This is a genomic window from Streptomyces sp. NBC_01622 (assembly GCF_045209635.1).
GTDB lineage: Bacteria > Actinomycetota > Actinomycetes > Streptomycetales > Streptomycetaceae > Streptomyces.
Map to the genome: position 1 here is coordinate 8401533 of NZ_CP109293.1, position 26755 is coordinate 8428287.

Sequence of the window (26755 nt, forward strand, 5' to 3'; positions counted from 1 at the left end):
AGCTCAGGGGGCGCGGGCCTCGTCGTGGAGAAGGACGCTGGTGACCTCAGTCCTCGCCGAGGTACGCCTTCCGTACCGACTCGTCGTGCAGCAGGTCCTCGCCCGAGCCGGAGAGGACGATGTTGCCGACCTCCATGACGTGGCCCTGGTCGGCGAGGGACAGGGCTGCCTGGGCGTTCTGTTCGACCAGCAGGATCGTCGTGCCCGACGCCTTGAGCTCGACGATCGTCGCCATGATCTTCTGCATCATGATCGGGGAGAGGCCCATGGACGGCTCGTCCAGCATCAGCAGTTTCGGCTGGGACATGAGCGCGCGGCCCATGGCCAGCATCTGCTGCTCGCCGCCGGAGAGGGTTCCCGCGGCCTGCTTCTGACGTTCTCCGAGGATGGGGAAGAGGTCGTAGGCGCGCTGGATGTCCTTTTCGATGCCTTCTTTGTCCTTGCGGAGGAAGGCGCCGAGCTGGAGGTTCTCCGCGATGGTGAGGCGGGGGAAGATGTGCCGGCCTTCGGGGGAGTGGGCCAGGCCGAGGGCGACGATCTTGTGGGCGGGGACGCTGTTGAGCGGCTTGCCGTCGAAGGTGATCTTGCCGCCGGAGGGCTGGAGCAGGCCCGAGAGGGTGCGCAGGGTCGTCGTCTTGCCGGCGCCGTTGGTGCCGATGAGGGTGACGACCTGGCCGGCCTCGACGCTGAAGGAGATGCCCTTGACGGCTTCGATCTTGCCGTAGGAGACCCTGAGGTCCTCGACCTCTAGCAGTGCGGTCACTGGGCTTCTCCCTTGGCGCTGGTGTTGCTCTCCGCTTCCGTCGCGGGCGATGTGTCTTCGGGTATGCCTTCGAACGGTTCGCCGAGGTAGGCGGCGACGACGCGTTCGTCGGCCTGGACGACGTCGGAGGTGCCTTCGACGAGTTTCTCGCCCTGGACGAGGACGGCTACGCGGTCGCAGAGGTTGAAGATGAAGCGCATGTCGTGCTCGATGACGAGGACGGCGATGCCCTTGTCGCGGATGGCGAAGACCAACTCTTCGGTGGCGCGCGTCTCTTGGGGGTTCATGCCGGCCGTCGGCTCGTCGAGCAGGAGCAGGCCCGGCTCGGACGCGAGGGCGCGTGCGATCTCCAGCTTGCGCTGTTCGCCGTAGGGGAGGTTCCTGGCGAGGTGGTCTCGCTTGTGGGCGAGGCCGATGAACTCCAGGAGTTCCATGGCGCGTTCTTCGCTGGCCTTTTCGGCCTTCTTGAAGCCGGGGCCGCGCAGGAGGGCCGACCAGAGGCCTTCCTTGGTGCGGGTGTGGCGGCCGACGAGGACGTTTTCCAGGACCGTCATGTTGGCGAACAGGCGGATGTTCTGGAAGGTGCGGGCGATGCCGGCCTTGGTGACGAGGTGGGGCTTCGGGGGAAGCACCGTGCCCTGGTAGGAGACCGTGCCCTCGGTGGGGACGTAGAGGCCGGTGAGGCAGTTGAAGAAGGTGGTCTTGCCGGCGCCGTTGGGGCCGATGAGGCCTACGATCTCGCCGGAGTTGACGGTGAAGTCGACGGATCGGACGGCGGTGAGCCCGCCGAAGCGCATGGTGACGTCACGGGCTTCGAGTACTGGTGTCGTCATGGCTCTCTACGCCCCTGCCTTGGTGATGGCCGGTTCGTCGGTCAGGGTCGTGGTGTCCGGTACGTCGAGTTGGCCGGTCTCGTGGAATTCGAGCTGGCGTCGGCGGTTGGGGATGAGTCCTTCGGGGCGGAAGCGCATCAGGAGGATGAGCGCGATGCCGAAGGCGAGGAGCGACTTGTCCTGGAGGGCGACGAGCTTCTCCGGGAGCAGGTAGAGCAGGGCCGCGCCGAGGAAGGGTCCGGAGACCGTGCCCATGCCGCCGAGGACTACGGCGGCCAGGAGGAACGCGGAGTTGGGCGGGGCCGCTCCGGCGAACTGGTACGGGTTCGGCACCACGCTGTAGGTGACGTGGGCGCTGACGGTGCCGGCGAGGCCGGCGAGGGTGGCGCCGAGGGCGAAGGCGATGAGCTTGACGCGGAAGCCGTTGATGCCCATGGCGGTGGCGGCGGTCTCGTCCTCGCGGATGGCGATCCAGGATCGGCCGATGCGGGAGTCGGAGGCGCGGCGGTAGATCGTGACGACGAGGGCGCTGATCAGGACCATGAGCAGGTAGTAGTTGGCGAACCGGCCGATGGTGAATCCGGCGATGTCGTGGTTGTGGCCGAAGTTGAAGCCGAAGAACGACAGGTCGGGGATGGACGGGATGCCGTTGGGGCCGTTGGTGATGTCGGGGCCGGAGACGCCGTCCATGTTGTTGACGGAGATGCGGAAGATCTCTCCGAAGCCGAGGGTCACGATGGCGAGGTAGTCGCCGCGCAGGCGCAGGGTGGGGGCGCCGATGAGGACGCCGAAGATGAGGCTGGCGGCTGCGCCGGTGAGTGCTGCGGCCCAGAAGGGGAACTGGACGCCGGAGAACTTGGAGAACTCGGAGCCGGAGACCAGGGCGGCGGTGTAAGCGCCGACGCCGAGGAAGGCGACGTAGCCGAGGTCGAGGAGTCCGGCGAGGCCGACGACGATGTTGAGGCCGAGGGCGACGGTCCCGAAGATCAGGATGTTGACGCCGAGGTTGGCGTAGTGGTCGTTGGTCTGGGTGAAGGGGAAGCCGATCGCGGCGACGAAGCCCATGGCGAGGGCGAAGCTGCGGTTGGCGGCCGTGAGGTGGCTGAACCGGTCGAAGAGGCCGGCGCTGTGCAGGGCCCAGGTGGTGAAGACGACCACGATGAGGAAGCCGACGAAGAGTTGGTCCTCGGCGTCGATGCCGTAGGCGAAGACGGTGAGGGCGAGGGCGGCGACGATCGTGATGACGAGTCGCTGGATCCAGGGGGCGGTGGGTGCGGCGGCGGGGATGGTGGCGGGTTTGCCGATATAGGCGTTGAGGAACTTGACGCCGGCGAGGACGAGCCGCAGCCGGGAGCGGCCGTGGATGGCGAGGTAGGAGCCGGACGCTTCCTTCGCCCTCTGGACCGCGCCTTCGCCGGCGGGCAGGCCGAAGGCGCCGATGACCGTGGCGAGGGAGGCGATGGCCGCGATGTACGCGCCGGGTTCGAGGTTGACGAATCCGCCGAGTTTCACGGCGATCGCTATGACCGTGTACCAGGTGGTGGCGAAGACGCCGAGTGCGGTGAGGAGGGTGGCGCCAGTGGCGCCGGCGGGGGTGAGCCAGCCGAGGCCGCGGACGCCGTATCCGGCGAGGGCGAAGAGGGCTACGAGGAGGCCGCCCACGACGGTGAGCCATTGCAGGCCGCCGGGGTAGCCGTAGACCGTGAGGTCGCCGGGGAAGTCGGAGGTCCACGTCCAGGCGAGGAACGCGGAGACGATGGTGGCGATGCCGCCGCCGAGGGTGAGTGCGCGGGCCGCTGCGGCGGGCATCGGGATGAGGCCCTGGTGCGCGGTCGCGGTGGCGTCGTGGGTGGGCGGGGTGGCCGGGGTTTTGGTCGTCTCGGTCATGTGATCACGCCCTGTCCGCGACGCGTTCGCCGAGCAGGCCCTGTGGCCTGAACAGCAGTACGAGGATGAGGAGACAGAAAGCCCATACGTTGGCCCAGCTGGAGCCGCCGAGCTGTTCCATGCCGGGGATCTTGCTGATGTAGGCGGAGGCGAGGGTCTCGGCGACGCCGAGGACGACTCCGCCGAGCATGGCGCCGTAGATGTTGCCGATGCCGCCCATGACGGCCGCGGTGAAGGCCTTGAGGCCCATCAGGAAGCCCATGCGGTAGTCGATGTTGCCGTACTTGAGGCCGTAGGAGACGGCTGCTACGGCGGCGAAGAAGCCGCCGATGGCGAACGCGATGACGATGATCCGGTTGGTGTCGATGCCCATCAGCTGGGCGGTGTCCGGGTCCTGGGCGGTGGCCTGCATGGCGCGGCCGGTGCGGCTCTTGCGGACGAACCAGGCGAGGCCGGACATGCAGATGACGGCGGCGATGACCAGGAAGATGTCGGCGTCGGAGATGGTGACGGAGCCGATGCCGTGGTTGCCGTCGAGGCTGGGGAAGGAGCGGGCCTTGTCGGCGCCCGGGTAGAAGTTCCGGACGAGTTCCTGCAGTGACAGGGAGAGGCCGATGGCGGTGATCAGGGGTGCCAGTCGTGGTGCTTGCCGCAGGGGGCGGTAGGCGAATCGTTCGGCCCCTACCGCGACGAGGACGGAGACGATTCCGCCGCCGATCAGCATGAGCGGTACGGCGACCACCATCGAGGTGCCGTCGGGCAGGATGTAGGCGTAGACCGTGAGGGCGCCGAAGGCCCCGGTCATGAAGATCTCGCCGTGCGCGAAGTTGATGAGCTGGACGATGCCGTACACCATCGTGTAGCCGATGGCGATCAGCCCGTACATCGAGCCTAGGAGCAGCCCGTTGGCCAGCTGCTGCGGCAGGGTGTTCACCGCGTGGCCTCCATTGTCGCTGGGGTCGTGTGCACAGATCGCGTGCCTGGGGGTGGGGGTGTGACAACGGGCCGCGCGGTCGGGATCCTCCTTCCGCGCGGCCCGTGGTGCGGTGGTGCTGGAGCTGAGGTCAGCTGCCGTTGAAGGTGCCGGTCTTCACGGCCTTCCAGGCGCCCTTGGTGACCTGGTAGACGGTGAGCTGCTTGTTCGTGGTGTCGCCGTACTCGTCGAAGGCGACCTTGCCGGAGATGCCCTCGAAGTCGGACTTCTGGACGGCGTCGACGACCTTGGAGCGGAGGTCGCTGCTCGCGGGCAGCTTGTCGCCGTTGGCGTCCTTGGCGGCCTTCACTGCCTTGATGATGGCGGTGGCGGCGTCGTAGGCGTAGGCACCGTAGGCGCCGTAGTCACCCTTGTAGCCCTTGGCCTTGTAGGTCGCGATGAACTGCTTGGCGGCGGGCAGGGTGTCGGCGGGGACGCCGACGGAGGTGGCGAGGTCGCCTTCGGCTGCCGCGCCGGCGGTCTGGATGTAGGTGGTGGCGAACATGCCGTCACCGCCGAACAGCGGGATCTTGACGCCGGCGCCCTTGAGCTGCTTGGTGATCTTCTCCGACTCGTCGTACTGGCCGCCGTAGTAGAGCAGGTCGGCGCCGGAGTTCTTGATCTTTGTGACGAGCGAGCTGAAGTCGGTGTCGCCGGTGTTGACGTGGTCGGTGCCCGCGATGGAGCCGCCGAGCTTCTTGAAGGCGCTGTTGAAGATCCCGGCCAGGCCGGCGCCGTAGGTCTGCTTGTCGTCGACGACGAAGGCCTTCTTCTTCTTGAGGCCGTTGTACGCGTAGTCGGCGGCGAAGGCACCCTGGAGGGCGTCGGTGGTGGCGGTGCGGAAGTACGTCTTGTACGGCCGCGTCTTGGTGGTCGCCCAGTCCTTGCCCTGGGTCAGGGCGGGGTTGGTGTTCGAGGGGGATATCTCGACCATGTTGGCCGAGGCGAACACCTGCTGCATCGACTGGGCGACGCCGGAGTTCAGCGGGCCGACGGCGCCGACGACGTTGCTGTCCCCGGTGAAGGCGGTCGCGTTGGACTGGCCGGTGGCGGGCTGCGCCTTGTCGTCCAGGGCCTTGATCTTGAACTTGACGCCCGGGACCCAGTTGTTCTTGTTGGCGTCGTCGACGGCTATCTGGACGCCGTACTGGATACCGAGGCCGGTGGTGGAGTTCTCACCGGACAGGGGAGCGTCGACGCCGATGGTCAGGGTGGTGGACCCACTGTCACTCTTGCTGCCGCTGTCCCGGGAACCGCAGGCGGTGAGGGTCAGAGCTCCGGTGGTGAGTACGGAGGTAAGAATCACCAGAGAACGCTGTCGCACAATCTGTCCTTTCCGCAGGCACAGTCGCCCGGGTGGGGGCGGAGGGTGCTGCGCTGGTACCGAACTCCCGATGGAGCGGTGACTGGCCGTGACTCTAAGCCCGGTCTGTAGGCATGGGCATCGTCGTGCGCTGGCTTGTGACTTTCTTGTTATGACGTGCCGGTTGGCGGGCTTCGCGGAAGGTGGGTCTCAGCCGGTTTGGCGGAATTCAGCCGAGGTCCACATTTTGAGAACCTGCACTTCCGCTTGGCCGTGGGCCTGGCCTGGCGTTTGTGGCACCGCAGGCCCTGTGGAGGAGCTGGGAAAGGTCCTTGGAGTAGGAGGCGCCGAAGATGAAACTATGGCGTTGTATTGCGCGCGTGTTACGCAGCGTTACGTCCAGAAAGGCGAGGTCCGCATTCAGGGGCAGTCCCGAACAGTCGGAAACGGATATCTCCACGGTGACGCGGCGGGTCGCTCCGGTGTGCACGGTGAAGGACGGCTCGGGGACGGCCTCGGCGGTGAGTCCGTCGAAGGCGGCGCCGGTGACCCGCAGGGTGACGGCGGGTCCGCTGTCCACGGCGACCGCGAAGCGGAAGAAACCGGTCGTGGTGGGGGAGTCGGTGGTCTGGGCGAGTCCGACGTAGCGCCACTCGGTGACGTTCGCGGGCCATGGCGTGGGTGGTTGCGGGTCGCTCTGCCGGGAGGTGTGGACGGGCGGCAGGAGGACGGCTCCGACACCCAGGACGGCGATCGCGCCCGCCGTGAGCGCGGCTCTGCGGGTGCGCGGCGACAGGGTGTGCCAACGGTCCGTCAGATGGGGCGGATCGCCGCCGATGACTTCGTAACTCCCGTTCGCCTCCGGCGAGTCGACGGATTCGACGGGCCCGATACCGCTCATGCCGGCAGCCTCATGGGAAAACGGTAGGGGAGTGGGCGGGGGTGCGGAAGACTGAGTCCGGCCCACCACCCCCGATGAGGTGACGGACCGGCGGGATCAGCTCGCGGCGCCGGCGGGGATCCCGTCCCCGGGCTTCACGTCCCGCAGCAGACAGGTCAGCCGCGCACTGCACACCCGTCGCCCTTCCTCGTCAGTGATCACGATCTCGTATGTCGCCGTCGAGCGTCCTCGGTGCACGGGTGTGGCCACTCCGGTGACCAGGCCGGAGCGGGCGCCGCGGTGGTGGGTGCAGTTCAGATCGACGCCGACGGCGATCTTCGAGCTGCCGCCGTGCAGCATGGACCCCAGGGAGCCGAGCGTCTCGGCGAGTACGGCGGACGCGCCGCCGTGCAGCAGTCCGTAGGGCTGGGTGTTCCCCTCGACAGGCATGGTGCCGACAACGCGCTCGGCGGACGCCTCCACGATCTCCACGCCCATGCGCGTGCCGAGGTGACCCGCCGAGAACAGGGCGACCAGGTCGATGCCGAGTGCTGAGTACTCGTCGATGACGTCCTGCGGGAACTTCCCTTGCTGCTGCTCGCCCATGGGACCGGACTCCGTTCGTCTTTCGCCTGACTGGATGGACCTGACACTCGGCTGAGCAAACGCTCAGTCGGTCGCCGATTGTTCCAGACGTACGACGACGGACTTGCTGGCCGGGGTGTTGCTGGTGTCGGCGGTGGCGTCCAGCGGGACGAGGACGTTGGTCTCGGGGTAGTAGGCGGCGGCGCAGCCCCGCGCGGTCGGGTAGTGCACCACCCGGAAGCCGGGCGCCCGCCGCTCCACGCCGTCCTTCCACTCGCCGACCAGATCGACGTACGACCCGTCGGCGATCCCGAGCCGGGCGGCGTCGTCGGGGTGGACCATGACGACCCGGCGGCCGTTCTTGATGCCCCGGTAGCGGTCGTCGAGGCCGTAGATCGTGGTGTTGTACTGGTCGTGCGAGCGCAGCGTCTGCAACAGCAGGCGCCCTTCGGGCAGTTCGGGGTATTCGACGGGCGCGGCGGTGAAGTTGGCCTTTCCGCTGGCCGTGGGGAAGCGGCGTTCGTCGCGCGGGGCGTGCGGGAGGGCGAAGCCGCCGGGGTGGGCGACCCGCTTGTTGAAGTCCTGGAATCCGGGGATCACGCGCGCGATGCGGTCGCGGATCGTCCCGTAGTCCTTCTCGAACTCCTCCCACGGAGTACGGGATTCGGCGCCGAGGACGCGGCGGGCGAGGCGGCACACGATGGCCGGCTCGGACAGCAGCTCCTTGCTCGCGGGCTCCAGCCGGCCGCGTGAGGCGTGCACCATGCCCATCGAGTCCTCGACGGTCACGAACTGCTCGCCGCCGCCCTGGAGATCGCGCTCGGTACGGCCCAGGGTGGGCAGGATGAGGGCACGCGCGCCCGTGACGGCGTGCGAGCGGTTCAGCTTCGTCGACACGTGCACCGTGAGGCTGGCGCGCCGCATGGCCGCCTCGGTGACCTCGGTGTCGGGGGAGGCGGACACGAAGTTGCCGCCCATCGCGAAGAACACCTTCGCGTCGCCGTCGCGCAGGGCGCGGATCGCGGCGACCACGTCGTAGCCGTGCTCGCGCGGCGGGGCGAAGCCGAACTCCTTCTCCAGGGCGTCCAGGAAGGCGGGCGCGGGGCGCTCGAAGATGCCCATGGTGCGGTCGCCCTGCACGTTGCTGTGGCCGCGCACCGGGCACACGCCCGCGCCCGGGCGGCCGATGTTGCCGCGCAGCAGAAGGAAGTTGACGACCTCGCGGATGGTCGGGACGGCGTGCTTGTGCTGGGTGAGGCCCATCGCCCAGCACACGATGGTGCGCTCGGAGGCGAGCACCATCTCCAGGGCCTTCTCGATCTCCGGGCGGGTCAGTCCGGTCGCGAGCAGCGTCTCGTCCCAGTCGGCGTCCCGCGCGGCGGCGGCGAACTCCTCGTAGCCGTGCGTGTGTTCGTCGACGAAGGCCTGGTCGACGGCGCCTTCCGTCTCCAGGACGAGCTTGTTCAGGAGGCGGAAGAGGGCCTGGTCGCCGCCTATGCGGATCTGCAGGAACAGGTCGGTGAGGGCGGCGCCCTTGAGCATGCCCTGCGGGGTCTGCGGGTTCTTGAACTTCTCCAGGCCCGCCTCGGGCAGCGGGTTGACGCTGATGATCTTCGCGCCGTTGGCCTTGGCCTTCTCCAGGGCGGAGAGCATGCGCGGGTGGTTGGTGCCCGGGTTCTGGCCGGCGACGACGATCAGGTCGGCCTGGTAGAGGTCCTCCAGCAGGACACTGCCCTTGCCGATGCCGATCGTCTCGTTCAGCGCGGAACCGGACGACTCGTGGCACATGTTCGAGCAGTCCGGCAGGTTGTTGGTGCCCAGCTCCCGCGCGAACAACTGGTACAGGAAAGCCGCCTCGTTGCTGGTGCGGCCCGAGGTATAGAACAGCGCCTCGTCGGGCGAGCCGAGGGCGGCGATCTCCTCGGCGACGATGTCGAACGCCCGCTCCCAGGTGACCGGTTCGTAGCGCTCGGCCCCTTCGGGGAGATACATGGGATGCGTGAGACGGCCCTGCTGGCCCAGCCAGTAGCCGCTGCGGGTCGCGAGATCGGCCACCGGATGCGCGGCGAAGAAATCGGGGGTCACCCGGCGCAGGGTGGCCTCCTCGGCGACCGCCTTCGCGCCGTTCTCGCAGAACTCCGCGGCATGCCGGTGGTCCGGCTCCGGCCAGGCGCAGCCCGGGCAGTCGAAGCCGTTCTTCTGATTGACCCGCAGCAGTGTCAGCGCGGTGCGCTTCACGCCCATCTGCTGCTGGGCGATGCGCAGCGTGTGCCCGATCGCCGGGAGGCCGGCCGCGGCATGCTTCGGCTCGGTGACCTGCGGCGCGTCCTGGACCGGATCGCCCTGGGGCGGCTTCGTGGCCATCGCGGGCCCTCCTTCGCTGGCACGTGTGCACTACATCTGCGATCCTCGCACGCGGCACGGACAACGCCGAGGTCGGTTCGTGGGCTCAATGGTTTCGGCCTGCGTGCGAGGTGTGGGGTGGGACGGGGTGGGCTTGTCCGGCTCCCCGCTGCGGCGGGCCGGGGCGCGTTCGACCGCGTCCGCCGCCGCGACGGTGGCCTCTCACACGAGCGTGGTGCTTCGCGCGGCTGCCGGGAACGGTTCTGCGGGTCGCGCCGAGTTGGCCGCTACCGCTATCGCGGCGGCGACTCCGGCGCCCCTTCCGCGACCCCCGTTCATCCCGGCCGAGCAGTCCGACGCGGTGACCGTGACCCCGACTGTCAGTGGGGCGTGGCAGGATCGGGGTCGTGGCAGAGACAGCATCGAAGAAGACCGACAAGACCTCCGGCGGAGACCGTCCACGGCTGATGCTGATGGACGGGCACTCGCTGGCCTACCGCGCGTTCTTCGCGCTGCCCGCGGAGAACTTCACGACCGCGACGGGCCAGCCGACGAACGCGATCTACGGCTTCGCGTCGATGCTGGCCAACACCTTGCGCGACGAGGCGCCCACGCACTTCGCGGTGGCCTTCGACGTGTCCCGCAAGACCTGGCGCTCCGAGGAGTTCACCGAGTACAAGGCGAACCGCTCCAAGACCCCGGACGAGTTCAAGGGCCAGGTCGAGCTGATCGGCGAGCTGCTCGACGCGATGCACGTCTCCCGGTTCGCGGTCGACGGCTTCGAGGCCGACGACGTCATCGCCACGCTCGCCACCCAGGCCGAGGCCGAGGGCTTCGACGTGCTGATCGTCACCGGCGACCGGGACTCCTTCCAGCTGGTGTCCGACCACACCACGGTGCTCTACCCGACGAAGGGTGTCTCCGAGCTGACCCGGTTCACTCCGGAGAAGGTCGTCGAGAAGTACGGCTTGACGCCCGCCCAGTACCCCGACTTCGCGGCCCTGCGCGGCGACCCGTCCGACAACCTCCCCGGCATCCCCGGTGTCGGCGAGAAGACCGCCGCGAAGTGGATCAACCAGTTCGGTTCGTTCGCCGAGCTGGTCGAGCGCGTCGAGGAGGTCAAGGGCAAGGCCGGACAGAACCTCCGCGACCACTTGGACGCGGTCAAGCTCAACCGCCGCCTGACCGAGATGGTCAAGGACGTCGAACTGCCCAAGACGGTCGTCGACCTGGAGCGCGCTCCCTACGACCGCACGGCCGTCGCGATGGTTCTCGACACCCTGGAGATCCGCAACCCCTCGCTGCGCGAACGGCTCCTCGCCGTCGACCCGGGCAGCGAGGAGGCCGACGCGACCCCGCCCGCCGAGAGCGGAGTGGCGGTTGACGGCTCGGTCCTCGGCACCGGCGAACTGCCCGGCTGGCTCGCCGACTACGGCACCGAGCCCCTCGGCGTCGCCACCGTCGACACCTGGACCCTCGGCTCGGGTTCGGTGACCGAGGTCGCGCTCGCCACCGCCGGGGGACCGGCCGCCTGGTTCGACCCGGCCGAGCTGGACGAGAGCGACGAGAACGCGTTCGCGGCCTGGCTGGCCGACGCCGACCGCCCCAAGGTGTTCCACAACGCCAAGGGCGCGATGCGGGTCTTCGCCGAGCACGGCTGGACCATCAACGGCATCACCATGGACACCGCGCTCGCCGCCTACCTGGTCAAGCCCGGCCGCCGCTCCTTCGACCTGGACGCGCTGTCCCTGGAGTACCTCGGCCGCGAGCTGGCCCCCGCCGCCACGGCCGACGGCCAGCTGGCCTTCGGCGCGGACGACGGCGCCGAGGCGGACGCCCTGATGGTGCAGGCCCGCGCGATCCTCGACCTGGGAGGCGCCTTCGGGGAGCGCCTCCAGGAGGTCGGCGCGGCGGACCTCCTCCGGGACATGGAACTGCCGACCTCGATCCTGCTGGCCCGCCTGGAGCGGTACGGCATCGCGGCCGACAAGGCGCACCTCGAAGCCATGGAGCAGATGTTCGCCGGTGCCGTGCAGCAGGCGGTGAAGGAGGCGCACGCGGCGGCCGGCCACGAGTTCAACCTCGGCTCGCCCAAGCAGCTCCAGGAAGTCCTCTTCGGCGAACTCGGCCTGCCCAAGACCAAGAAGACGAAGACCGGCTACACGACGGACGCGGACGCTCTCGCCTGGCTGGCCAACCAGACGGAGAACGAACTGCCGGTCATCATGCTCCGCCACCGCGAACAGGCGAAGCTGCGCGTCACCGTCGAGGGCCTGATCAAGACGATCGCGACGGACGGCCGTATCCACACCACCTTCAACCAGACGGTCGCCGCGACCGGCCGCCTCTCCTCGACGGACCCGAACCTGCAGAACATCCCGGTCCGCACGGACGAGGGCAGGGCGATCCGCAGGGGCTTCGTGGTCGGCGAGGGCTTCGAGTCCCTGATGACCGCGGACTACAGCCAGATCGAACTGCGCGTGATGGCCCATCTCTCCGAGGACGAGGGCCTGTTGGAGGCGTTCACCTCCGGCGAGGACCTGCACACCACGGTCGCCTCCCAGGTGTTCTCCGTCGAGGGCTCCGCGGTGGACGCGGAGATGCGCCGCAAGATCAAGGCGATGTCGTACGGCCTTGCCTACGGGCTGTCCGCGTTCGGCCTCTCCCAGCAGCTGAACATCGACGCGGGCGAGGCACGGGTCCTCATGGACACGTACTTCGAGCGCTTCGGCGGTGTCCGGGACTATCTGCGCCGCGCGGTCGACGAGGCACGGGCCACGGGTTACACGGCGACGCTCTTCGGGCGCCGCCGCTACCTCCCCGACCTCAACAGCGACAACCGTCAACGCCGCGAGGCCGCCGAGCGGATGGCGTTGAACGCGCCGATCCAGGGCACCGCGGCGGACATCGTCAAGATGGCCATGCTCAAGGTGGACACCGCCCTGCGCGAGGCCGGCCTCAAGTCCCGCATGCTCCTCCAGGTCCACGACGAAATCGTCCTGGAGATCGCCCCCGGCGAACGAGCGGCCACGGAGGAACTGGTCCGCCACGAGATGGCGGGCGCGGTGCATCTCCGGGCGCCGCTCGACGTCTCGGTGGGAGTGGGCCCGGACTGGGAGTCGGCGGCGCACTAGCTGGCGGTGGTGCGGAGGAGGGTTGGTCCCGAGCGAGCTTGTCACTCGGGCCTGGCTTGACTCTCCGCCGCAACGGCGCGCACGCACCACGGCGCATTCCGGCGGTACCGAACCCACTTTCACCCCTCCCCGGCAACAGAAACTCCCCGTACAACCCCTGCCCGCCCCCTGGAGGGCCCGTCACCCGCGTGGCCCTCGCGGAGGCGCCCCCCGCCCCCGGTGACCGTAAGGATGCGGGCATGGGTATACGCATGCTCCATCGCCGGTCGGGCCGGGCACGGACGCAGGCGCAGGCAGCGGGCGCCGCTGCCGCACCGGTCAAGCCCCGCCCGCCGGTCCCGGCCTTCGCCGCCGGCGCAAGCACCGCCCGCATCCCCGCCGACCTCGCCATGGCCGTCCGGCACACGGCCGCAGGCCTCCGGCAGCGCCTCACGTTCCGGGACGACACGGTCGTAGACCCCCGAGAACAGGCCAGACACCCGCAGGGGCCGGCCACCACCCCCACCGGCACCCCCGTGTGGCGGCTGTGGGCCGAGCTGGGCCGGAGTTACCTGGACCTCGTGCTCACCCGGCTCCCGAGGTCACGCTCCGTGCACACCGTGACGGTGTTCATCGCGACCCCGCCGGACGGCTCCGCTCCGCGCTGACCTCGTCGGGTACCCCGGAGGTCGCCGGGCGCCATACACGGACGCCCACGGCGTACAGCAGCACGCCCAGGACCAGCCCGGCCCCCGCCCCGAAGCACAGGGCCGGGATCAGGTCCCAGGCGCTCGCCGTCGACCCCCAGTACGCCCACCAGTGCGACGCCCGTTCCACCGCCGCCACCAGTGCGCAGCCACCGAGGACGACCCCGGCCGCCCATCGGTCCCGTACCGACAGCACGGGCACCCCCACCGGCCCGGTGGCCGGAACCCGTCGTAGCGCACGCGCCAGGAACGCGGCGATCAGCAGCGCGCCGACCGCCGAACTGCCGTACTGGAGAGCCGAGAACAGCGGTCTGCCGTCCACCGTGCGGTCGAGGACGGGGAACAGCCGTACGCCCCACCGGTCATGGTGCGTGAACGCGTCCCACACGACATGGGTCAGGCCGCCGAGGACCGCGGAGACGTACCACCACGCGGCCAGCGACGGGGTCGCACGCGCGCGTGGTGTGCCGCAGCGCAGGAGGGCCGCCGTCCGGGGCTGTCGGGCGCGCGGGAGGAGGGCCACCAGGGGTTCGCGCAGCAGGAGCCACAGGGCGACCGTCGTCCAGGTGATGAGGACGTCGACCGTGAAGACGCCGGGGAAGGAGTGCGTGACGTTCCCGAACTCCATCGCCCCGGGGACCGCGCTCGCCGCGTAGTAGGTCATGTCGGGGGCGAAGGAGCCCGCCACCAGCACCGCCGGTACCAGCCGGCCGCGCCCTCTGCCGTCGCCGCGCAGGGCGGGCAGTACGGCGGCGGCATGACTCAAAGTGAACGGCAACAGGGCTCCCCGTAGGAGTCATCGGCATATGGCCAGGCGGTGAATAAGGGTCACCAACGGGTGCCCGTGCAAAGCAAGTTGTCGTAGGGTCGCCTGGGCCCCCACGCGGGGTCCACGGGCAGGCGGAGACGGAGAACAAGTACACACCATCCGATAACCACCACGAGGGCAACCTGCGGGGCGGCTCGACCGTCACAACAGGCGCAGAGGCAACAGACAAGGACGGGCGCTCGGGCGTCCCTGGGAGGGGTTCACTCCATGACGGCGCATTTCGGCAGGCGGCTGCGCAAGGGTGCGGCGACGACAGCGGTGGCCGCGGCAGCGGTCGCGGCACTGTCCGCGTCCCAGGCTCCGGCGGCGACCGGCGGCCACAGAACGCTCGCCACCGGCCAGACCGCGCCCGACGGGAGTGACGGAAGCACTGGCCGCAGCGCCACCGGAGACTCGCCGTACTACACGGACCTCCCGCCGCTCAGCAGCCCGAACCCCAGCCCCAGCCAGTCGCCCTCCATAGGGACCCCGGTCTCGGTGGGCGAGGCCGAGGCGGGCATCCCCGCTACTGTTCTCGACGCCTACAAGAAGGCCGAGGCCGAACTCGCCGAGTCCAAGCCGGGCTGCAATCTGCCCTGGCAACTCCTCGCCGCCATCGGCAAGGTGGAGTCGGGCCAGGCGCGCGGCGGTCAGGTCGACGCGAACGGCACCACGACCTCCAAGATCCTGGGCCCCGCGCTCGACGGCAACGGCTTCGCGCTCATCAGGGACACCGACAACGGCAAGTACGACGGCAACAGCGAGTACGACCAGGCCGTCGGGCCCATGCAGTTCATCCCGTCCACCTGGGCCTGGGCGGGCCGCGACGGCAACGGCGACGGGGTCAAGGACCCCAACAACGTCTACGACGCCGCGCTCGCCGCCGGCCACTACCTGTGCCGCAACGACTGGAACCTGTCGACCGACGCGGGCCTGCGCAGCGCGATCCTCAGCTACAACAACTCGACGGACTACCTGAACACGGTCCTGTCGTGGCTGGAGTACTACCGCAAGGGCACCCACTCGGTCCCGGACGGCACGGGCACCCTGCCCTCCGGCCGCAGCGACGACGGCTCCGGAGCCAGCCCCTCGCCCTCGCCTTCGCCCTCGACTCCGGCCACTTCGACGCCGAGCCCGAGTCCGAGCACGCCGGGCGACACCACCAGCCCGAGCCCTTCCGCCCCGGCTACCCCGACGCCCACGCCGACGCCGACCCCCACCGACACCGTGGCCAAGCTGGCGGACGCGGGCACGGCGAAGCTCACCGCGACGGCGGGCGACGCGTTCACCAAGAAGATCAGCACCCGCGCCCAGGACTCGGCCGGCAAGGGCGTCGCCAAGGTCAGGATCCGGTTCACGATCGTCGGCAGCACGGACGCCACGTTCGCCGGCGGCGAGAAGGTCGCCCAGGCCGTCACCAACGCCTCCGGTGTGGCCGTCGCCCCGGCCCTGCAGGCCGGCGAGACCACCGGTGACTTCACCGTCCGCGCCACGCTCCTCGGCCGTACGATCACCGGTCTCGACTACACGGCGAGCGTCACGCCCCGGGTCGCCGACACCCTCGCCCGCACCAGCACCACCGCGCTGACCTGCACCCCGGGCGGCGAGTTCGCCGACCAGGTCGAGGTGAAGGCCACCTACGGCGGCGCGGTCGCCGACAAGGTCGCGGCCACCGCGACCCTCATCAAGGCGGCCGACGACGCCACCGAGAACGACAAGGGCCCCTACTTCAAGGACGCCGACGGCAAGACCGTCCGCACCCTCACCGGCCTGGCCACGGACGCCGACGGCCTCCTGAAGCTGCCGAAGCTGTACGCGGACGACACCACCGGCACCTTCCTGCTCCGGATCACCACCACGGGCGGCGCGACCCTCACGGTCGAACTGACCGTGGCCGCAGCGACCGACACCTCCTCGCCCAGCCCGAGCGCCTCGGCCGACCCGAGCCCGTCGGCCTCACCGAGCGCGTAGTCCGACCGCACGACCCTGCGACGAGGGCGCCCCACCGCTTCGGCGGGCGGGCGCCCTCGTCGTGTCCCCGCCGCTCAACGCCTCGTCCGTGTGCAACGTGTTCTCATCTCGTCCTCGCGTTGCTACGGTGCCCGACCTGACGACCTATCAGTTCCTGTCCGTCGGGAGGCCCGTCATGCGTGCCCTGATCGCCGCCGCGACCGGACTCGTGCTCGCGTTCGCGCTGATCCTGACCATCACCGCGATGGGCTCACCGATGGGGAAGACCTCCCCGAAACCGCTGCTGACGACGGTGCCCGCGCACCCGTAAACGTTTGCGCAAGCGTTTAACTCCTTGAGGGGAGGCCGAGATGCGCCGCAAGGCCAGCCTGATCCTGCTCGCCCTCGCCGTGTTCTTCACGGCATTGTCCCCGCTGCTGCGCTGGTACGCCTTCCCGCGCCTGGCCAAGATCCCGGCGAACCAGTACCAGGACATGGTCCTGGAGGCGAAGAACGCCACCCTCCTCGACTACGGCACCATGCAGGCCAAAACAGTCCCCAAGGTCACCATCGTGCAGACCCTCAAGGGCAACGTGGAGGCCGCCAAGAAGATCGACAGGACCGCCGGCCGGGACGTCGTCGTCTGGGACGGCCTGTCCTACGTCCAGGGCCCCGACGGCAAGATGGTCTCCTCGATCCCTGAGCGCTACATCTTCGACGCGCACAACCAGGACCCCGTCCACGCCACCGGCGAGATGGTCGACGGCGACCCGGTGAAACGGGACGGCATCGAGTTCAAGTGGCCGTTCCTGACCCAGAAACGGGACTACGAGTACTTCGACGCGCAGACCCGCACCACCAACCCCATCCACTACAAGGGCACCCAGAACTTCCGCGGCGTGAAGGTCTACTACTTCGAGCAGACCATCCCCTGGACCAAGGTCCCCTTCCCCAGGACGATGCCGGTCAAGGGCATCACCCCGGAGTCCGTCGCCAAGACGGGCACCACCCGCTGGTACACCACGGTCCGCAGGTTCTGGGTCGAACCCGTCACCGGGGCACCGGTCTACGGCGAGGAGATCCACAAGGAGGAACTGCGCGGCGGCACCCTCCTGGGCGGCCGGGCCAAGGTGACGGCGTTCGCGGGCGACGTGAAGATGCGCGAGGACTACATCAAGCACACCGTCGCCCTGGTGAAGTCCAACCGCACCCTCGTCCTCCTGATGGTCTCCTACCTCCCCTGGGGCTTCCTGACCCTCGGCCTCCTCCTGCTGGCCCTCTCCCTCTACCTGGAGGCCCGCAGCAGGCGCCCCGGCGACCCCGCCCCCACCGAGGTCCAGGAACCGGAACCGGTCACCGCCTGAGCCGCGCGTTGGTGAACCGCGTGGCCTCGGCGGTCGCCGGGTCCTCGGGCCACGGATGCTTCGGATACCGCCCCCGCAACTCGGCCCGCACGCCCCGGTACCCGTCCTTCCAGAAGGACGCGAGATCGGCGGTCACGGCGGCGGGCCGCCCGGCGGGGGACAACAGATGCACGAGCACCGGCACCCCGGCGACCTTCGGCGACTCGTGGAGCCCGAACATCTCCTGCAACTTCACGGCCAGTACGGGCTGTTCGGGGTTCCCGTAGTCGATCCGGACCCTGGACCCACTCGGCACGGCAAACCGCTCCGGCGCCAACTCGTCCAACCGCCCGGCATCCCCCGAGGCCCACGGCAGCAACCGCCGCAGCGCCTGCCCCGCCTCGATCCGCCCCAGATCGCTCCGCCGCCGGGCCCGTCCCAACTCGGGCTCCAACCACTCGTCCACACGCGCGTGCAGCGCCTCGTCGGACACGTCGGGCCACGGCGCCCCGACGTTCAGACGCAGGAACGCGAGCCGCTGCCGGAGCACCTGGGCATCCGCCGACCACCGCAACAGCCCGAACCCTTCCTCCCGCAGCCCTTCAACAAGCGCATCCCGTACGGCGACGGGGTCGGCGTCCTTGAGCGGCCGTACCGCCAACTCGACTGCCCCGAGCCGCTCGACGCGCCGGGCCACGACGTCGCCACCGGCCCAGTGCACCTCGTCCACCTCGCTGAGCAGCGCCCCGGCCGCGAACCGGGCGACGTCCTCGTCGACGACGGCCCCGAGCTGCACGCGCGCGTGCCCCTTGCCGATGGGCCGGTCGGCCGCGGCGATGGCGATCCAGGGGGCGCCCCGGAGGGTACTGGCTTCGCCGACTTCGGCACGGGTGCCGGACACGAGGAGATGGGAACCACCGTCGGCCTTGGCGACACGTTCCGGATAGGCGAGGGCGGCGACGAGCCCGACGAGGGCGTCGTCGCTTTCGACGTCCACCTTTACCGGAAGGGAGCGGCGGGTGGCCGGTTGGGAAATCTCCGCCCCCAGGGCCCGCAGCCGCCGAACCTCCGCACGCCACCGCCCGGCATAGGCGTCACCCCCACGCCGGGCGAGCCGCAAAGCCCCGGCAAGATCATCACCGTACTCGCGCGGAGCCTCCTCGCTGAGCAGCGCGACGACCTCCGCACCCGCCGCCCCCGCGTCCAACAACGCCCGCCCCAGCCGGGGATGCAAGCCCAGCCGAGCCAACTGCACACCCCGGGACGTGGCCCGCCCGACGGAGTCGACCGCGCCCACCGCCGCCAGAACACCCCGCGCCGCCGCCATCGCCCCGGAGGGAGGCGCGTCGAGCAGCGCCAGTCCCGACGCCCCAGGATCGCCCCAGCACGCCGCCTGGAGCGCGAACGCGGTCAGGTCGGCCACCTTGATCTCCGGCGCCGGAAAACGCGGCAGACGCGCGTCCTCGGCCTCCGCCCAGCACCGGTACACCGCCCCCGGCGCCTCCCGCCCGGCACGCCCCGCCCGCTGCCGTCCGGCCGCCTGCGAGGCACGTACCGTCGCGAGCGCGCTCAGCCCGCGCGCGTGATCGACGCGCGGCTCCCGCGCCAGCCCCGAGTCCACGACCACCCGGACACCGGGAACCGTCAGCGAGGACTCCGCCACGGACGTCGCCAGCACCACCCGCCGCCGCGTCCCCGGAGACAGCACCGCGTCCTGTACGGCGGCCGGCGCCCGCCCGTGCACCTGGAGAACGTCGACGTCACCGAGGTTCCCCAACTGCCCGGCGACACGGGCGATCTCACCCACGCCGGGCAGGAAACACAGCACGTCCCCGTCCCGCTCGGCGAGCGCCCGCCGCACCACCGACGCCACGTGCGTGAGCAGCGCCGGATCCACGCGCATCCCGTGCGGCGGCCGTACCGGGCGTACCGGAGGCGTCCACACGACCTCCACCGGGTACGCGACGCCCTCCGCCTCGACCACCGGTGCCCCGCCCAACAGCCTGGCCCAGCCCTGCGCGTCCGTGGTCGCGGACGCCGCGAGCAGACGCAGCTCGGGCCGCAGCGCCTCCCGTACGTCGACCAGGAAGGCCGCCACGGTGTCCGCGTCCAGGTGCCGTTCGTGGCACTCGTCCAGGACCACGGCGTCGACGCCCGTCAACTCCTGGTCCCGCTGCAGGCGTTGGAGCAGCACTCCGGTCGTGACGACCTCCACGCGTGCGTGCCGTCCCACGACCCGCTCACCGCGCACGGTGTAGCCGACGCTCTCCCCGACCTTCTCGCCGAGCAGCCAGGCCATCCGCCGGGCCGCAGCCCGCGCCGCGATCCGCCGGGGCTCGGCGACGACCACCCGCCGCGCGGTCCCCTCGTTCCCCTTGCCGAGCAGCCCGGCCAGCGCGAGCGGCACCAGCGTTGTTTTGCCGGTACCGGGCGGGGCGACGAGCACCGCGGCACCGCCCGCCTCCAGGGCGGAGTCGAGTCCGGGCAGGGCACTGCGGACGGGCAGCGCGTCGAGGGCGTCGTAGCGGATCACGCCCCCAGTGTCGTACGGCTTCCGAAACGACCTCTACGCGCGCGTGCCTCTGTTCCGGCGGGTCTCCGTCAGTCCCGGTCGCGTTCGCAGACGTAGATGGCCGTTCCCGGGATCAGGTTGCCGCGCAGGGGCGACCAGCCGCCCCACTCGGCGGTGTTCCAGGACGGCCACTCCGGCTCGACCAGGTCCACCAGGCGCAGGCCCGACGCCACGATGTCGCGGATGCGGTCGCCGAGGGTGCGGTGGTGCTCGACGTAGACCGCGCGGCCGTCGTCGCCCTGCTCGACGTACGGAGTGCGGTCGAAGTAGGAGGCGGAGACCGTCAGGCCCTCGGGGCCCGGCTCGTCGGGGAACGCCCAGCGGATCGGGTGCGTCGCCGAGAAGACGAACCGGCCGCCGGGCCGCAGTACCCGGTGCACCTCGCGCAGCACCAGGGCGGGGTCGGCGACGAACGGCAGCGCCCCGTAGGCCGAGCACGCCAGGTCGAAGGACTTGTCCGCGAAGGGCAGGGCGCCGGCGTCGCCGCACACCAGAGGGAACGATCCGCCGATCCGCAGCGCGTGCTGGAGCTGGCGGTGCGAGAGGTCCAGGGCCACCGGACGGGCGCCCTGGGCGGCCAGCCAGCGCGAGCACTGGGCCGCACCGGCGCCGATCTCCAGGACGTCCTTGCCCTTCAGCTCCTCCGGCGGGCCGAGCAGTTCGGCCTCCACCTCGTCGAGGCCCTCGGGCCCCCACACGAACCGGTCGTCGCCGAGGAACGTGCCGTGTTCGACCTGGTAGTCGTCCGCGTTCCGGTCCCACCAGCCGCGGTTGGCGCGGGAACTCTCGGTGACGTCGGCGTCACGTCGGGTGGCTTCCGGTTCGAACGTATCGGGCTCTTGGATGATCGGCTCCCTCGTCGTACTCTTCCGTCACCTCTACGGTGCGGCTGTCCCGGCGGCGTCACTGAAGGGGTGTGTCAGGCCTGCGTGGCCTCGCGGGACACGTTTTGTGCCGGGTATGCGGCGATCCGCCCCGGGTGTGCGCCTTCGCGCATTGACCCTGTCCGGCTGCCCCCGTATGCTACAAGTTGCGCTGCGGGCCTGCGCACCTCAGACGTAGCAGGTTGCGCTCGCATCTGTATGTATGTCCCCTCGGTTTTCGAGGCGCCACCGGACACCTGGTGTTCCGGATCGGCGCTTCCTTGGCTGTCCGGCCTTCTGCAGAGCGAAGCGAAAAAGGCTCTCGGCGTGAGCAGTACCTACGACTTCAATGTCCGTACCGGAGCCCTTTCCCACATGACGAGCAGCACCGAGACCACCGCCACCACCCCGCAGGTAGCGGTCAACGACATCGGTAACGAGGAAGCCTTCCTCGCCGCGATCGACGAGACGATCAAGTACTTCAACGACGGCGACATCGTCGACGGCGTCATCGTGAAGGTCGACCGGGACGAGGTCCTGCTCGACATCGGTTACAAGACCGAAGGTGTCATCCCGAGCCGCGAGCTCTCGATCAAGCACGACGTCGACCCGAACGAGGTCGTCAAGGTCGGCGACGAGATCGAAGCCCTTGTTCTCCAGAAGGAGGACAAGGAAGGCCGCCTGATCCTCTCGAAGAAGCGCGCCCAGTACGAGCGCGCTTGGGGCACCATCGAGAAGATCAAGGAAGAGGACGGCATCGTCACCGGTACCGTCATCGAGGTCGTCAAGGGTGGTCTCATCCTCGACATCGGCCTCCGTGGCTTCCTGCCGGCTTCTCTCGTCGAGATGCGCCGTGTCCGCGACCTCCAGCCCTACGTGGGCAAGGAGCTCGAGGCCAAGATCATCGAGCTGGACAAGAACCGCAACAACGTGGTCCTGTCCCGCCGTGCCTGGCTGGAGCAGACCCAGTCCGAGGTCCGCCAGACCTTCCTCACGACCCTCCAGAAGGGTCAGGTCCGCTCCGGCGTGGTCTCCTCGATCGTCAACTTCGGTGCCTTCGTGGACCTGGGTGGCGTCGACGGTCTGGTTCACGTCTCCGAGCTGTCCTGGAAGCACATCGACCACCCCTCCGAGGTTGTCGAGGTCGGCCAGGAAGTCACCGTCGAGGTCCTCGACGTCGACATGGACCGCGAGCGTGTCTCCCTGTCGCTGAAGGCGACCCAGGAAGACCCGTGGCAGCAGTTCGCCCGCACCCACCAGATCGGCCAGGTCGTGCCCGGCAAGGTCACGAAGCTGGTTCCGTTCGGTGCGTTCGTCCGCGTGGACGAGGGCATCGAGGGTCTGGTGCACATCTCCGAGCTGGCCGAGCGCCACGTGGAGATCCCGGAGCAGGTCGTCCAGGTCAACGACGAGATCTTCGTCAAGGTCATCGACATCGACCTCGAGCGTCGCCGGATCTCGCTGTCCCTGAAGCAGGCCAACGAGTCCTTCGGTGCCGACCCGGCCTCGGTCGAGTTCGACCCGACGCTCTACGGCATGGCCGCGTCGTACGACGACCAGGGCAACTACATCTACCCCGAGGGCTTCGACCCCGAGACCAACGACTGGCTCGAGGGCTACGAGACCCAGCGGGAGGCGTGGGAGCACCAGTACGCCGAGGCGCAGCAGCGCTTCGAGCAGCACCAGGCGCAGGTCATCAAGTCCCGCGAGGCCGACGCCCAGGCGGCGGCCGAGGGTGTCGACACCCCGGGTGCGGCTCCGGCCGCCGCCGGCGGTGGCGGTTCGTACTCCTCCGAGGGTGCGGACACCTCCGGTGCGCTGGCGTCGGACGAGGCGCTCGCTGCCCTGCGTGAGAAGCTGGCCGGCGGCCAGAGCTGACCACCTGAGCAGTAGCTGAACTGAGGGGCCGTACCTTTCGAGGTGCGGCCCCTCAGCCGTTTCCTCGGCCTTGCAGAAACTTGCGGGATACATCAGTAACTGCCATGCCGTAACCGGCCGTTGGCACGCTTCCCCGGTCATTCTTGATCGGAGAGGAGAGCCGGACCATGGCAAGCAACCAGAGCCGACGTGCTTTTCTGCGGAACGTAGGCCTCACCGGTGGCGCGGGCACCATGTTCGCCACCATGGGGGCCCTCGGGCTCGCCCCCACCGCGCAGGCAGCCCAGCGGGAGCAGCCCTTCCATGCCCTGAACGCAAGCGACTTCACGCTCACCGGACGCGCCGCGGCCAAGGTCGTCATCGTCGGCGGTGGCATCGCCGGACTGGCCACGGCGTACGAACTGGGCAAGGCCGGCTACGACTGTACGGTTCTGGAGGCCAGGGACCGTACCGGAGGCCGCAACTTCACCGTCCGCGGCGGCGACACGACGACCGACCTCTACGGCAACCGGCAGACCGCCCGCTTCGCCGACGGGCACTACATGAACTGCGGTCCCGCGCGGATCCCGCAGTGGATGATCACCCTCGACTACTGCCGTGAACTCGGCGTCCCCATCCAGGTGTTCACCAACGTCAACGCGGACGCGTACATCTACAACGAGTCCGCCGGCATGACCAAACCCGAGCGCTACCGCACCGCCAAGGCCGATGTCTACGGCTATGTCTCGGAGTTGCTCGCCAAGGCCACCGACAAGGGCGCCCTGGACAAGGAGTTGACCGCCACCGACCAGGAGCGGCTGGTCGAGTTCCTGAAGGACTGGGGCGAGCTGGGCGACACGCTGACGTACACGGGCGGTGAGCGGCGTGGGTACACGACCGTACCGGCCGCCGCGGGCACCCCGGGTGTGCTGCTCGGTGACGTACCCACCGCCTCCGAGGTCCTCGCCAGCGGTGTCGGCCGCTACTTCTCCTTCGAATTCGGCTTCGACCAGGCCATGTTGATGTTCCAGCCGGTCGGCGGCATGGACCAGATCCCGAAGGCGCTGACCCGGGCGATCGGAGCGCATCGCATCCGTACCGGAGCGGTCGTCTCGAAAATCACCGACAAGGGGAGTGGTGTTTCGGTCACCTACACCCAGGGAGGCCGTACAAGGGTCGTCGAGGCCGACTACTGCGTCGGCGCCCTTCCGCCCAACATCCTCGCCAAGATCCCGCACAACCTCGGCACCGGCGTCCAGACCGCCCTTGAGGCGATCACCCCGTCGTCCGCCGCGAAGATCGGCCTTGAGTACAAGTCCCGTTGGTGGGAGCTCGATCACCGGATCTACGGCGGCATCACCGAGACCGACCAGGACGTGACCCACATCTGGCACCCTTCGTACGGCTTCCATGGTGAGCGGGGCGTCCTGATCGGGTACTACAACTACGACGACGACGCGGACTCGTACGCGAAGCTCACCCCGAAGGGGCGCGAAGAGCGGGCGGTGGCCGCGGGCGTGAAGATCTACGGCGAGAAGTACCGCAGCGAACTGGCATCGTCCTTCTCCCACCACTGGCGTCAGACGCCCCACCTGGAGGCCGCGTGGCACGACACCCCGGGCGGCCCCGACGACGCCCGCTACAAGCCGCTCAACGAACCCACGGGACGCGTCTACTTCGCCGGCGACTGGCTCAGCTACACCGACGCCTGGCAGCACGGCGCGTTCTCCTCCGCCCGCAAGGCCGTGACCGCACTCCACGCGCGCGTGCTGTCCTCGTGACGTGGGCGCCCTCCTGGTGACGCAGGGGAGCGGCGCATGAAAAGCCAGTAAGAGGTGCCTGATCAGGGGCATGGGCGGGAATGCCCATGCCCTGGAGGGCGTTGTGCAGTACGAACACGAGGAGGAGCGGTCACAGTGCTTGATCCGCAGGGTTTGTACGCATGGGAGCCGAAGGGCCTGGCCGTCGTCGACATGGCGCTCGCACAGGAGTCGGCCGGTCTTGTCATGCTCTACCACTTCGACGGATACATCGACGCGGGCGAGACGGGCGACCAGATCGTCGAACGACTGCTCGACTCGCTGCCCCACCAGGTCGTGGCCAGGTTCGACCACGACCGGCTCGTGGACTACCGCGCGCGCCGTCCGCTGCTCACCTTCAAGCGCGACCGGTGGACGGACTACGAGGAGCCCACCCTCGACGTACGGCTGGTCCAGGACGCCACCGGAGCGCCCTTCCTGCTGCTCTCCGGCCCCGAGCCGGACGTGGAGTGGGAGCGCTTCGCCCTGGCCGTCCAGCAGATCGTGGAGCGCCTCGGCGTCCGCCTGTCCGTGAACTTCCACGGCATCCCCATGGGCGTCCCGCACACCCGCCCGGTGGGCCTGACCCCGCACGGCAACCGCACCGACCTCGTCCCGGGCCACCGCAGCCCCTTCGACGAGGCGCAGGTCCCCGGCAGCGCCGAGGCGCTCGTCGAGTACCGCCTCATGGAGGCCGGCCACGACGTCCTGGGCGTCGCCGCACACGTCCCGCACTACATCGCCCGCTCCCCGTACCCGGACGCGGCTCTGACCGTCCTGGAGGGCATCACGGCGGGCACCGGACTGGTCCTCCCGGGCATCGCGCACTCCCTGCGCACCGAGGCCCACCGCACCCAGACCGAGATCGACCGCCAGATCCAGGAGGGCGACGAGGAGCTCGTGGCGCTCGTCCAGGGCCTGGAGCACCAGTACGACGCCGCCGCGGGCGCCGAGAGCCGCGGCAACATGCTCGCCGAGCCGGTCGAGATCCCGTCGGCGGACGAGATCGGGCAGGAGTTCGAGCGCTTCCTGGCGGAGCGCGAGGGCGACAGCTAGCAGGCAGTCAGCGGTCGCCGGTTGCCGGGTGGCCTGTCAGTGACAGGCCGTAGGCTTCTGTCCATGCTGAAGGTCGGCCTCACCGGGGGCATCGGTGCCGGTAAGAGTGAAGTGTCGCGGCTGTTGGTCGGGCACGGTGCCGTGCTGATCGACGCCGACCGCATCGCGCGCGAGGTCGTCGCGCCCGGAACTCCCGGGCTCGCGGCGGTCGTCGAGGCCTTCGGCGAGAGCGTGCTCGGCGCGGACGGTGGCCTCGACCGGCCGAAGCTGGGCTCCATCGTCTTCGCCGACCCCGAGAAGCTGGCCGTCCTCAACTCGATCGTCCACCCCCTGGTCGGCAGACGCTCCCGAGAGCTCGAAACCGCTGCGGCCGACGACGCCGTAGTGATCCACGACGTACCCCTCCTCGCCGAGAACGCCCTCGCCGCGCTGTACGACCTCGTGATCGTCGTCGACGCGAGCCCGGAGACGCAGCTCGACAGGCTGGTGCGGCTGCGCCGCATGACCGAGGAGGACGCACGCGCGCGTATGGCCGCCCAGGCGACGCGCGAGAAGCGGCTCGCCATCGCGGACATCGTCATCGACAACGGCGTACCCCTGGAGGCACTGGAGCGGCGCGTAAGCGACGTATGGGCCGAACTCGTGCGCAGGGCGCACGCGCCCCAGCAGCCACCCCAGGAATAGCGGGCCTTCCACTGGGCGTTGAAACGTGCGAGCGAGGGAAGGAATTCGGCGTGCCCGAGAACAGCGGAACGACCGGACGTACTCCGGAGACGCATGTCATCGACTTCCGCGCCGCCGAGCAGCTGCTCGCCGCGCGGGACCCGCGGGGCGCGGTGAAGCTGCTCGACAACGTCATCGACGCGCACCCCGAGAACACCGCCGCCCGCCTGCTGCGCGCGCGTGCCTTCTTCGCCGCCGCGCAACTGCGCCCCGCCGAGCTGGAGTTCACCATCGTCCTGGAGCGAGAGCCGGACAACGCGTTCGCGCACTTCGCGCTCGCCCGCACCTATGAGCGGCAGGGACGCGCCGACCAGGCCAAACGCCACTTCCGGCTGGCCGCCGCGCTCGATCCCCAACCGCAGTACCTGAAGGCTGCCCGCTTCGACGGGTAGGCCCG

General features: G+C 69.6%; 21 protein-coding genes. 10 read left to right on the forward strand and 11 right to left on the reverse strand.

The genetic code is table 11. The features are described 5' to 3' along the window. Positions 1–46 precede the first annotated feature (46 nt). The 8 genes from OH768_RS38885 to OH768_RS38920 all read right to left on the reverse strand — a co-directional run bounded on the left by OH768_RS38885 (position 47) and on the right by OH768_RS38920 (position 9588). The gene (locus OH768_RS38885) at positions 47–763 is read right to left on the reverse strand and encodes an ABC transporter ATP-binding protein (protein ID WP_019067662.1); all 717 of its coding nucleotides are present in this window, start codon (positions 761–763) and stop codon (positions 47–49) included. Then, positions 760–1596 carry an ABC transporter ATP-binding protein gene (locus OH768_RS38890; protein WP_406460878.1) on the reverse strand — a complete coding sequence of 279 codons (837 nt, stop codon included), beginning with the start codon at positions 1594–1596 and terminating at the stop codon, positions 760–762. Before OH768_RS38890 ends, OH768_RS38885 begins: the two co-directional genes overlap by 4 nt. 6 nt (positions 1597–1602) lie before the next feature. After that, on the reverse strand, positions 1603–3483 hold the full coding sequence (locus tag OH768_RS38895) for a branched-chain amino acid ABC transporter permease (RefSeq protein ID WP_406460879.1): 1881 nt from the start codon (positions 3481–3483) through the stop codon (positions 1603–1605). Positions 3484–3487: 4 nt separating this feature from the next. After that, entirely contained in the window at positions 3488–4417 is a 930-nt protein-coding gene (locus OH768_RS38900) for a branched-chain amino acid ABC transporter permease (RefSeq protein WP_406460881.1), read from the reverse strand. Positions 4418–4547: 130 nt separating this feature from the next. Next, on the reverse strand, positions 4548–5765 hold the full coding sequence (locus OH768_RS38905; protein ID WP_406465628.1) for a branched-chain amino acid ABC transporter substrate-binding protein: 1218 nt from the start codon (positions 5763–5765) through the stop codon (positions 4548–4550). Between the two features lie 223 nt (positions 5766–5988). Beyond that, complete coding sequence (locus OH768_RS38910) at positions 5989–6660, reverse strand: hypothetical protein (protein WP_406460882.1); 672 nt, start codon at positions 6658–6660, stop codon at positions 5989–5991. Between the two features lie 96 nt (positions 6661–6756). Then, entirely contained in the window at positions 6757–7245 is a 489-nt protein-coding gene (locus tag OH768_RS38915) for a PaaI family thioesterase (protein ID WP_406460884.1), read from the reverse strand. 63 nt (positions 7246–7308) lie between these two features. Further along, positions 7309–9588, reverse strand: a complete 2280-nt coding sequence (locus tag OH768_RS38920) for an FdhF/YdeP family oxidoreductase (RefSeq protein WP_406460886.1) — start codon at positions 9586–9588, stop codon at positions 7309–7311. 386 nt (positions 9589–9974) lie between these two features. On the opposite strand from OH768_RS38920, the gene polA reads away from it, so the two are divergent. Continuing rightward, the gene (polA, locus tag OH768_RS38925) at positions 9975–12701 is read left to right on the forward strand and encodes a DNA polymerase I (protein ID WP_406460888.1); all 2727 of its coding nucleotides are present in this window, start codon (positions 9975–9977) and stop codon (positions 12699–12701) included. A gap of 239 nt (positions 12702–12940) precedes the next feature. After that, a complete protein-coding gene (locus OH768_RS38930; protein ID WP_406460889.1) occupies positions 12941–13348 on the forward strand; it encodes a hypothetical protein in 408 nt (135 codons plus the stop codon). Here OH768_RS38930 and OH768_RS38935 read toward each other — a convergent pair. After that, on the reverse strand, positions 13311–14165 hold the full coding sequence (locus OH768_RS38935; RefSeq protein ID WP_406460891.1) for a DUF4184 family protein: 855 nt from the start codon (positions 14163–14165) through the stop codon (positions 13311–13313). The two genes, OH768_RS38930 and OH768_RS38935, sit on opposite strands and share 38 nt — an antisense overlap. Before the next feature lie 258 nt (positions 14166–14423). Between OH768_RS38935 and OH768_RS38940 the strand changes: the two genes are divergently transcribed. The 3 genes from OH768_RS38940 (at position 14424) to OH768_RS38950 (ending at position 17509) form a co-directional block, all read left to right on the forward strand. Next, on the forward strand, positions 14424–16166 hold the full coding sequence (locus OH768_RS38940) for a lytic transglycosylase domain-containing protein (RefSeq protein WP_406460892.1): 1743 nt from the start codon (positions 14424–14426) through the stop codon (positions 16164–16166). 175 nt (positions 16167–16341) lie between these two features. Continuing rightward, positions 16342–16476, forward strand: a complete 135-nt coding sequence (locus OH768_RS38945) for an SPW_0924 family protein (protein ID WP_106417094.1) — start codon at positions 16342–16344, stop codon at positions 16474–16476. A 40-nt stretch (positions 16477–16516) separates the two neighbouring features. Next, complete coding sequence (locus OH768_RS38950) at positions 16517–17509, forward strand: DUF3068 domain-containing protein (RefSeq protein ID WP_406460894.1); 993 nt, start codon at positions 16517–16519, stop codon at positions 17507–17509. Here the strand turns inward: OH768_RS38950 and hrpB are convergent. After that, positions 17499–20021 (reverse strand): ATP-dependent helicase HrpB, encoded by a 2523-nt coding sequence (gene hrpB, locus OH768_RS38955; protein ID WP_406460896.1) that lies wholly within the window; start codon positions 20019–20021, stop codon positions 17499–17501. The two genes, OH768_RS38950 and hrpB, sit on opposite strands and share 11 nt — an antisense overlap. Positions 20022–20089: 68 nt before the next feature. Further along, positions 20090–20905 (reverse strand): class I SAM-dependent methyltransferase, encoded by an 816-nt coding sequence (locus OH768_RS38960; protein ID WP_406465629.1) that lies wholly within the window; start codon positions 20903–20905, stop codon positions 20090–20092. Positions 20906–21298: 393 nt separating this feature from the next. Between OH768_RS38960 and rpsA the strand changes: the two genes are divergently transcribed. The 5 genes from rpsA (at position 21299) to OH768_RS38985 (ending at position 26750) form a co-directional block, all read left to right on the forward strand. Beyond that, the gene (gene rpsA, locus OH768_RS38965; RefSeq protein WP_019067645.1) at positions 21299–22801 is read left to right on the forward strand and encodes a 30S ribosomal protein S1; all 1503 of its coding nucleotides are present in this window, start codon (positions 21299–21301) and stop codon (positions 22799–22801) included. A gap of 233 nt (positions 22802–23034) precedes the next feature. After that, positions 23035–24561 (forward strand): flavin monoamine oxidase family protein, encoded by a 1527-nt coding sequence (locus OH768_RS38970; RefSeq protein WP_406465632.1) that lies wholly within the window; start codon positions 23035–23037, stop codon positions 24559–24561. Positions 24562–24696: 135 nt separating this feature from the next. Then, positions 24697–25635: a PAC2 family protein gene (locus tag OH768_RS38975; protein ID WP_026178381.1), complete on the forward strand. Its 939-nt coding sequence runs from the start codon at positions 24697–24699 to the stop codon at positions 25633–25635. A gap of 63 nt (positions 25636–25698) precedes the next feature. Continuing rightward, a complete protein-coding gene (coaE, locus tag OH768_RS38980) occupies positions 25699–26319 on the forward strand; it encodes a dephospho-CoA kinase (protein ID WP_406460898.1) in 621 nt (206 codons plus the stop codon). Positions 26320–26369: 50 nt separating this feature from the next. Further along, positions 26370–26750: a tetratricopeptide repeat protein gene (locus OH768_RS38985; protein WP_019067641.1), complete on the forward strand. Its 381-nt coding sequence runs from the start codon at positions 26370–26372 to the stop codon at positions 26748–26750. The last annotated feature ends 5 nt before the right edge of the window (positions 26751–26755 follow it).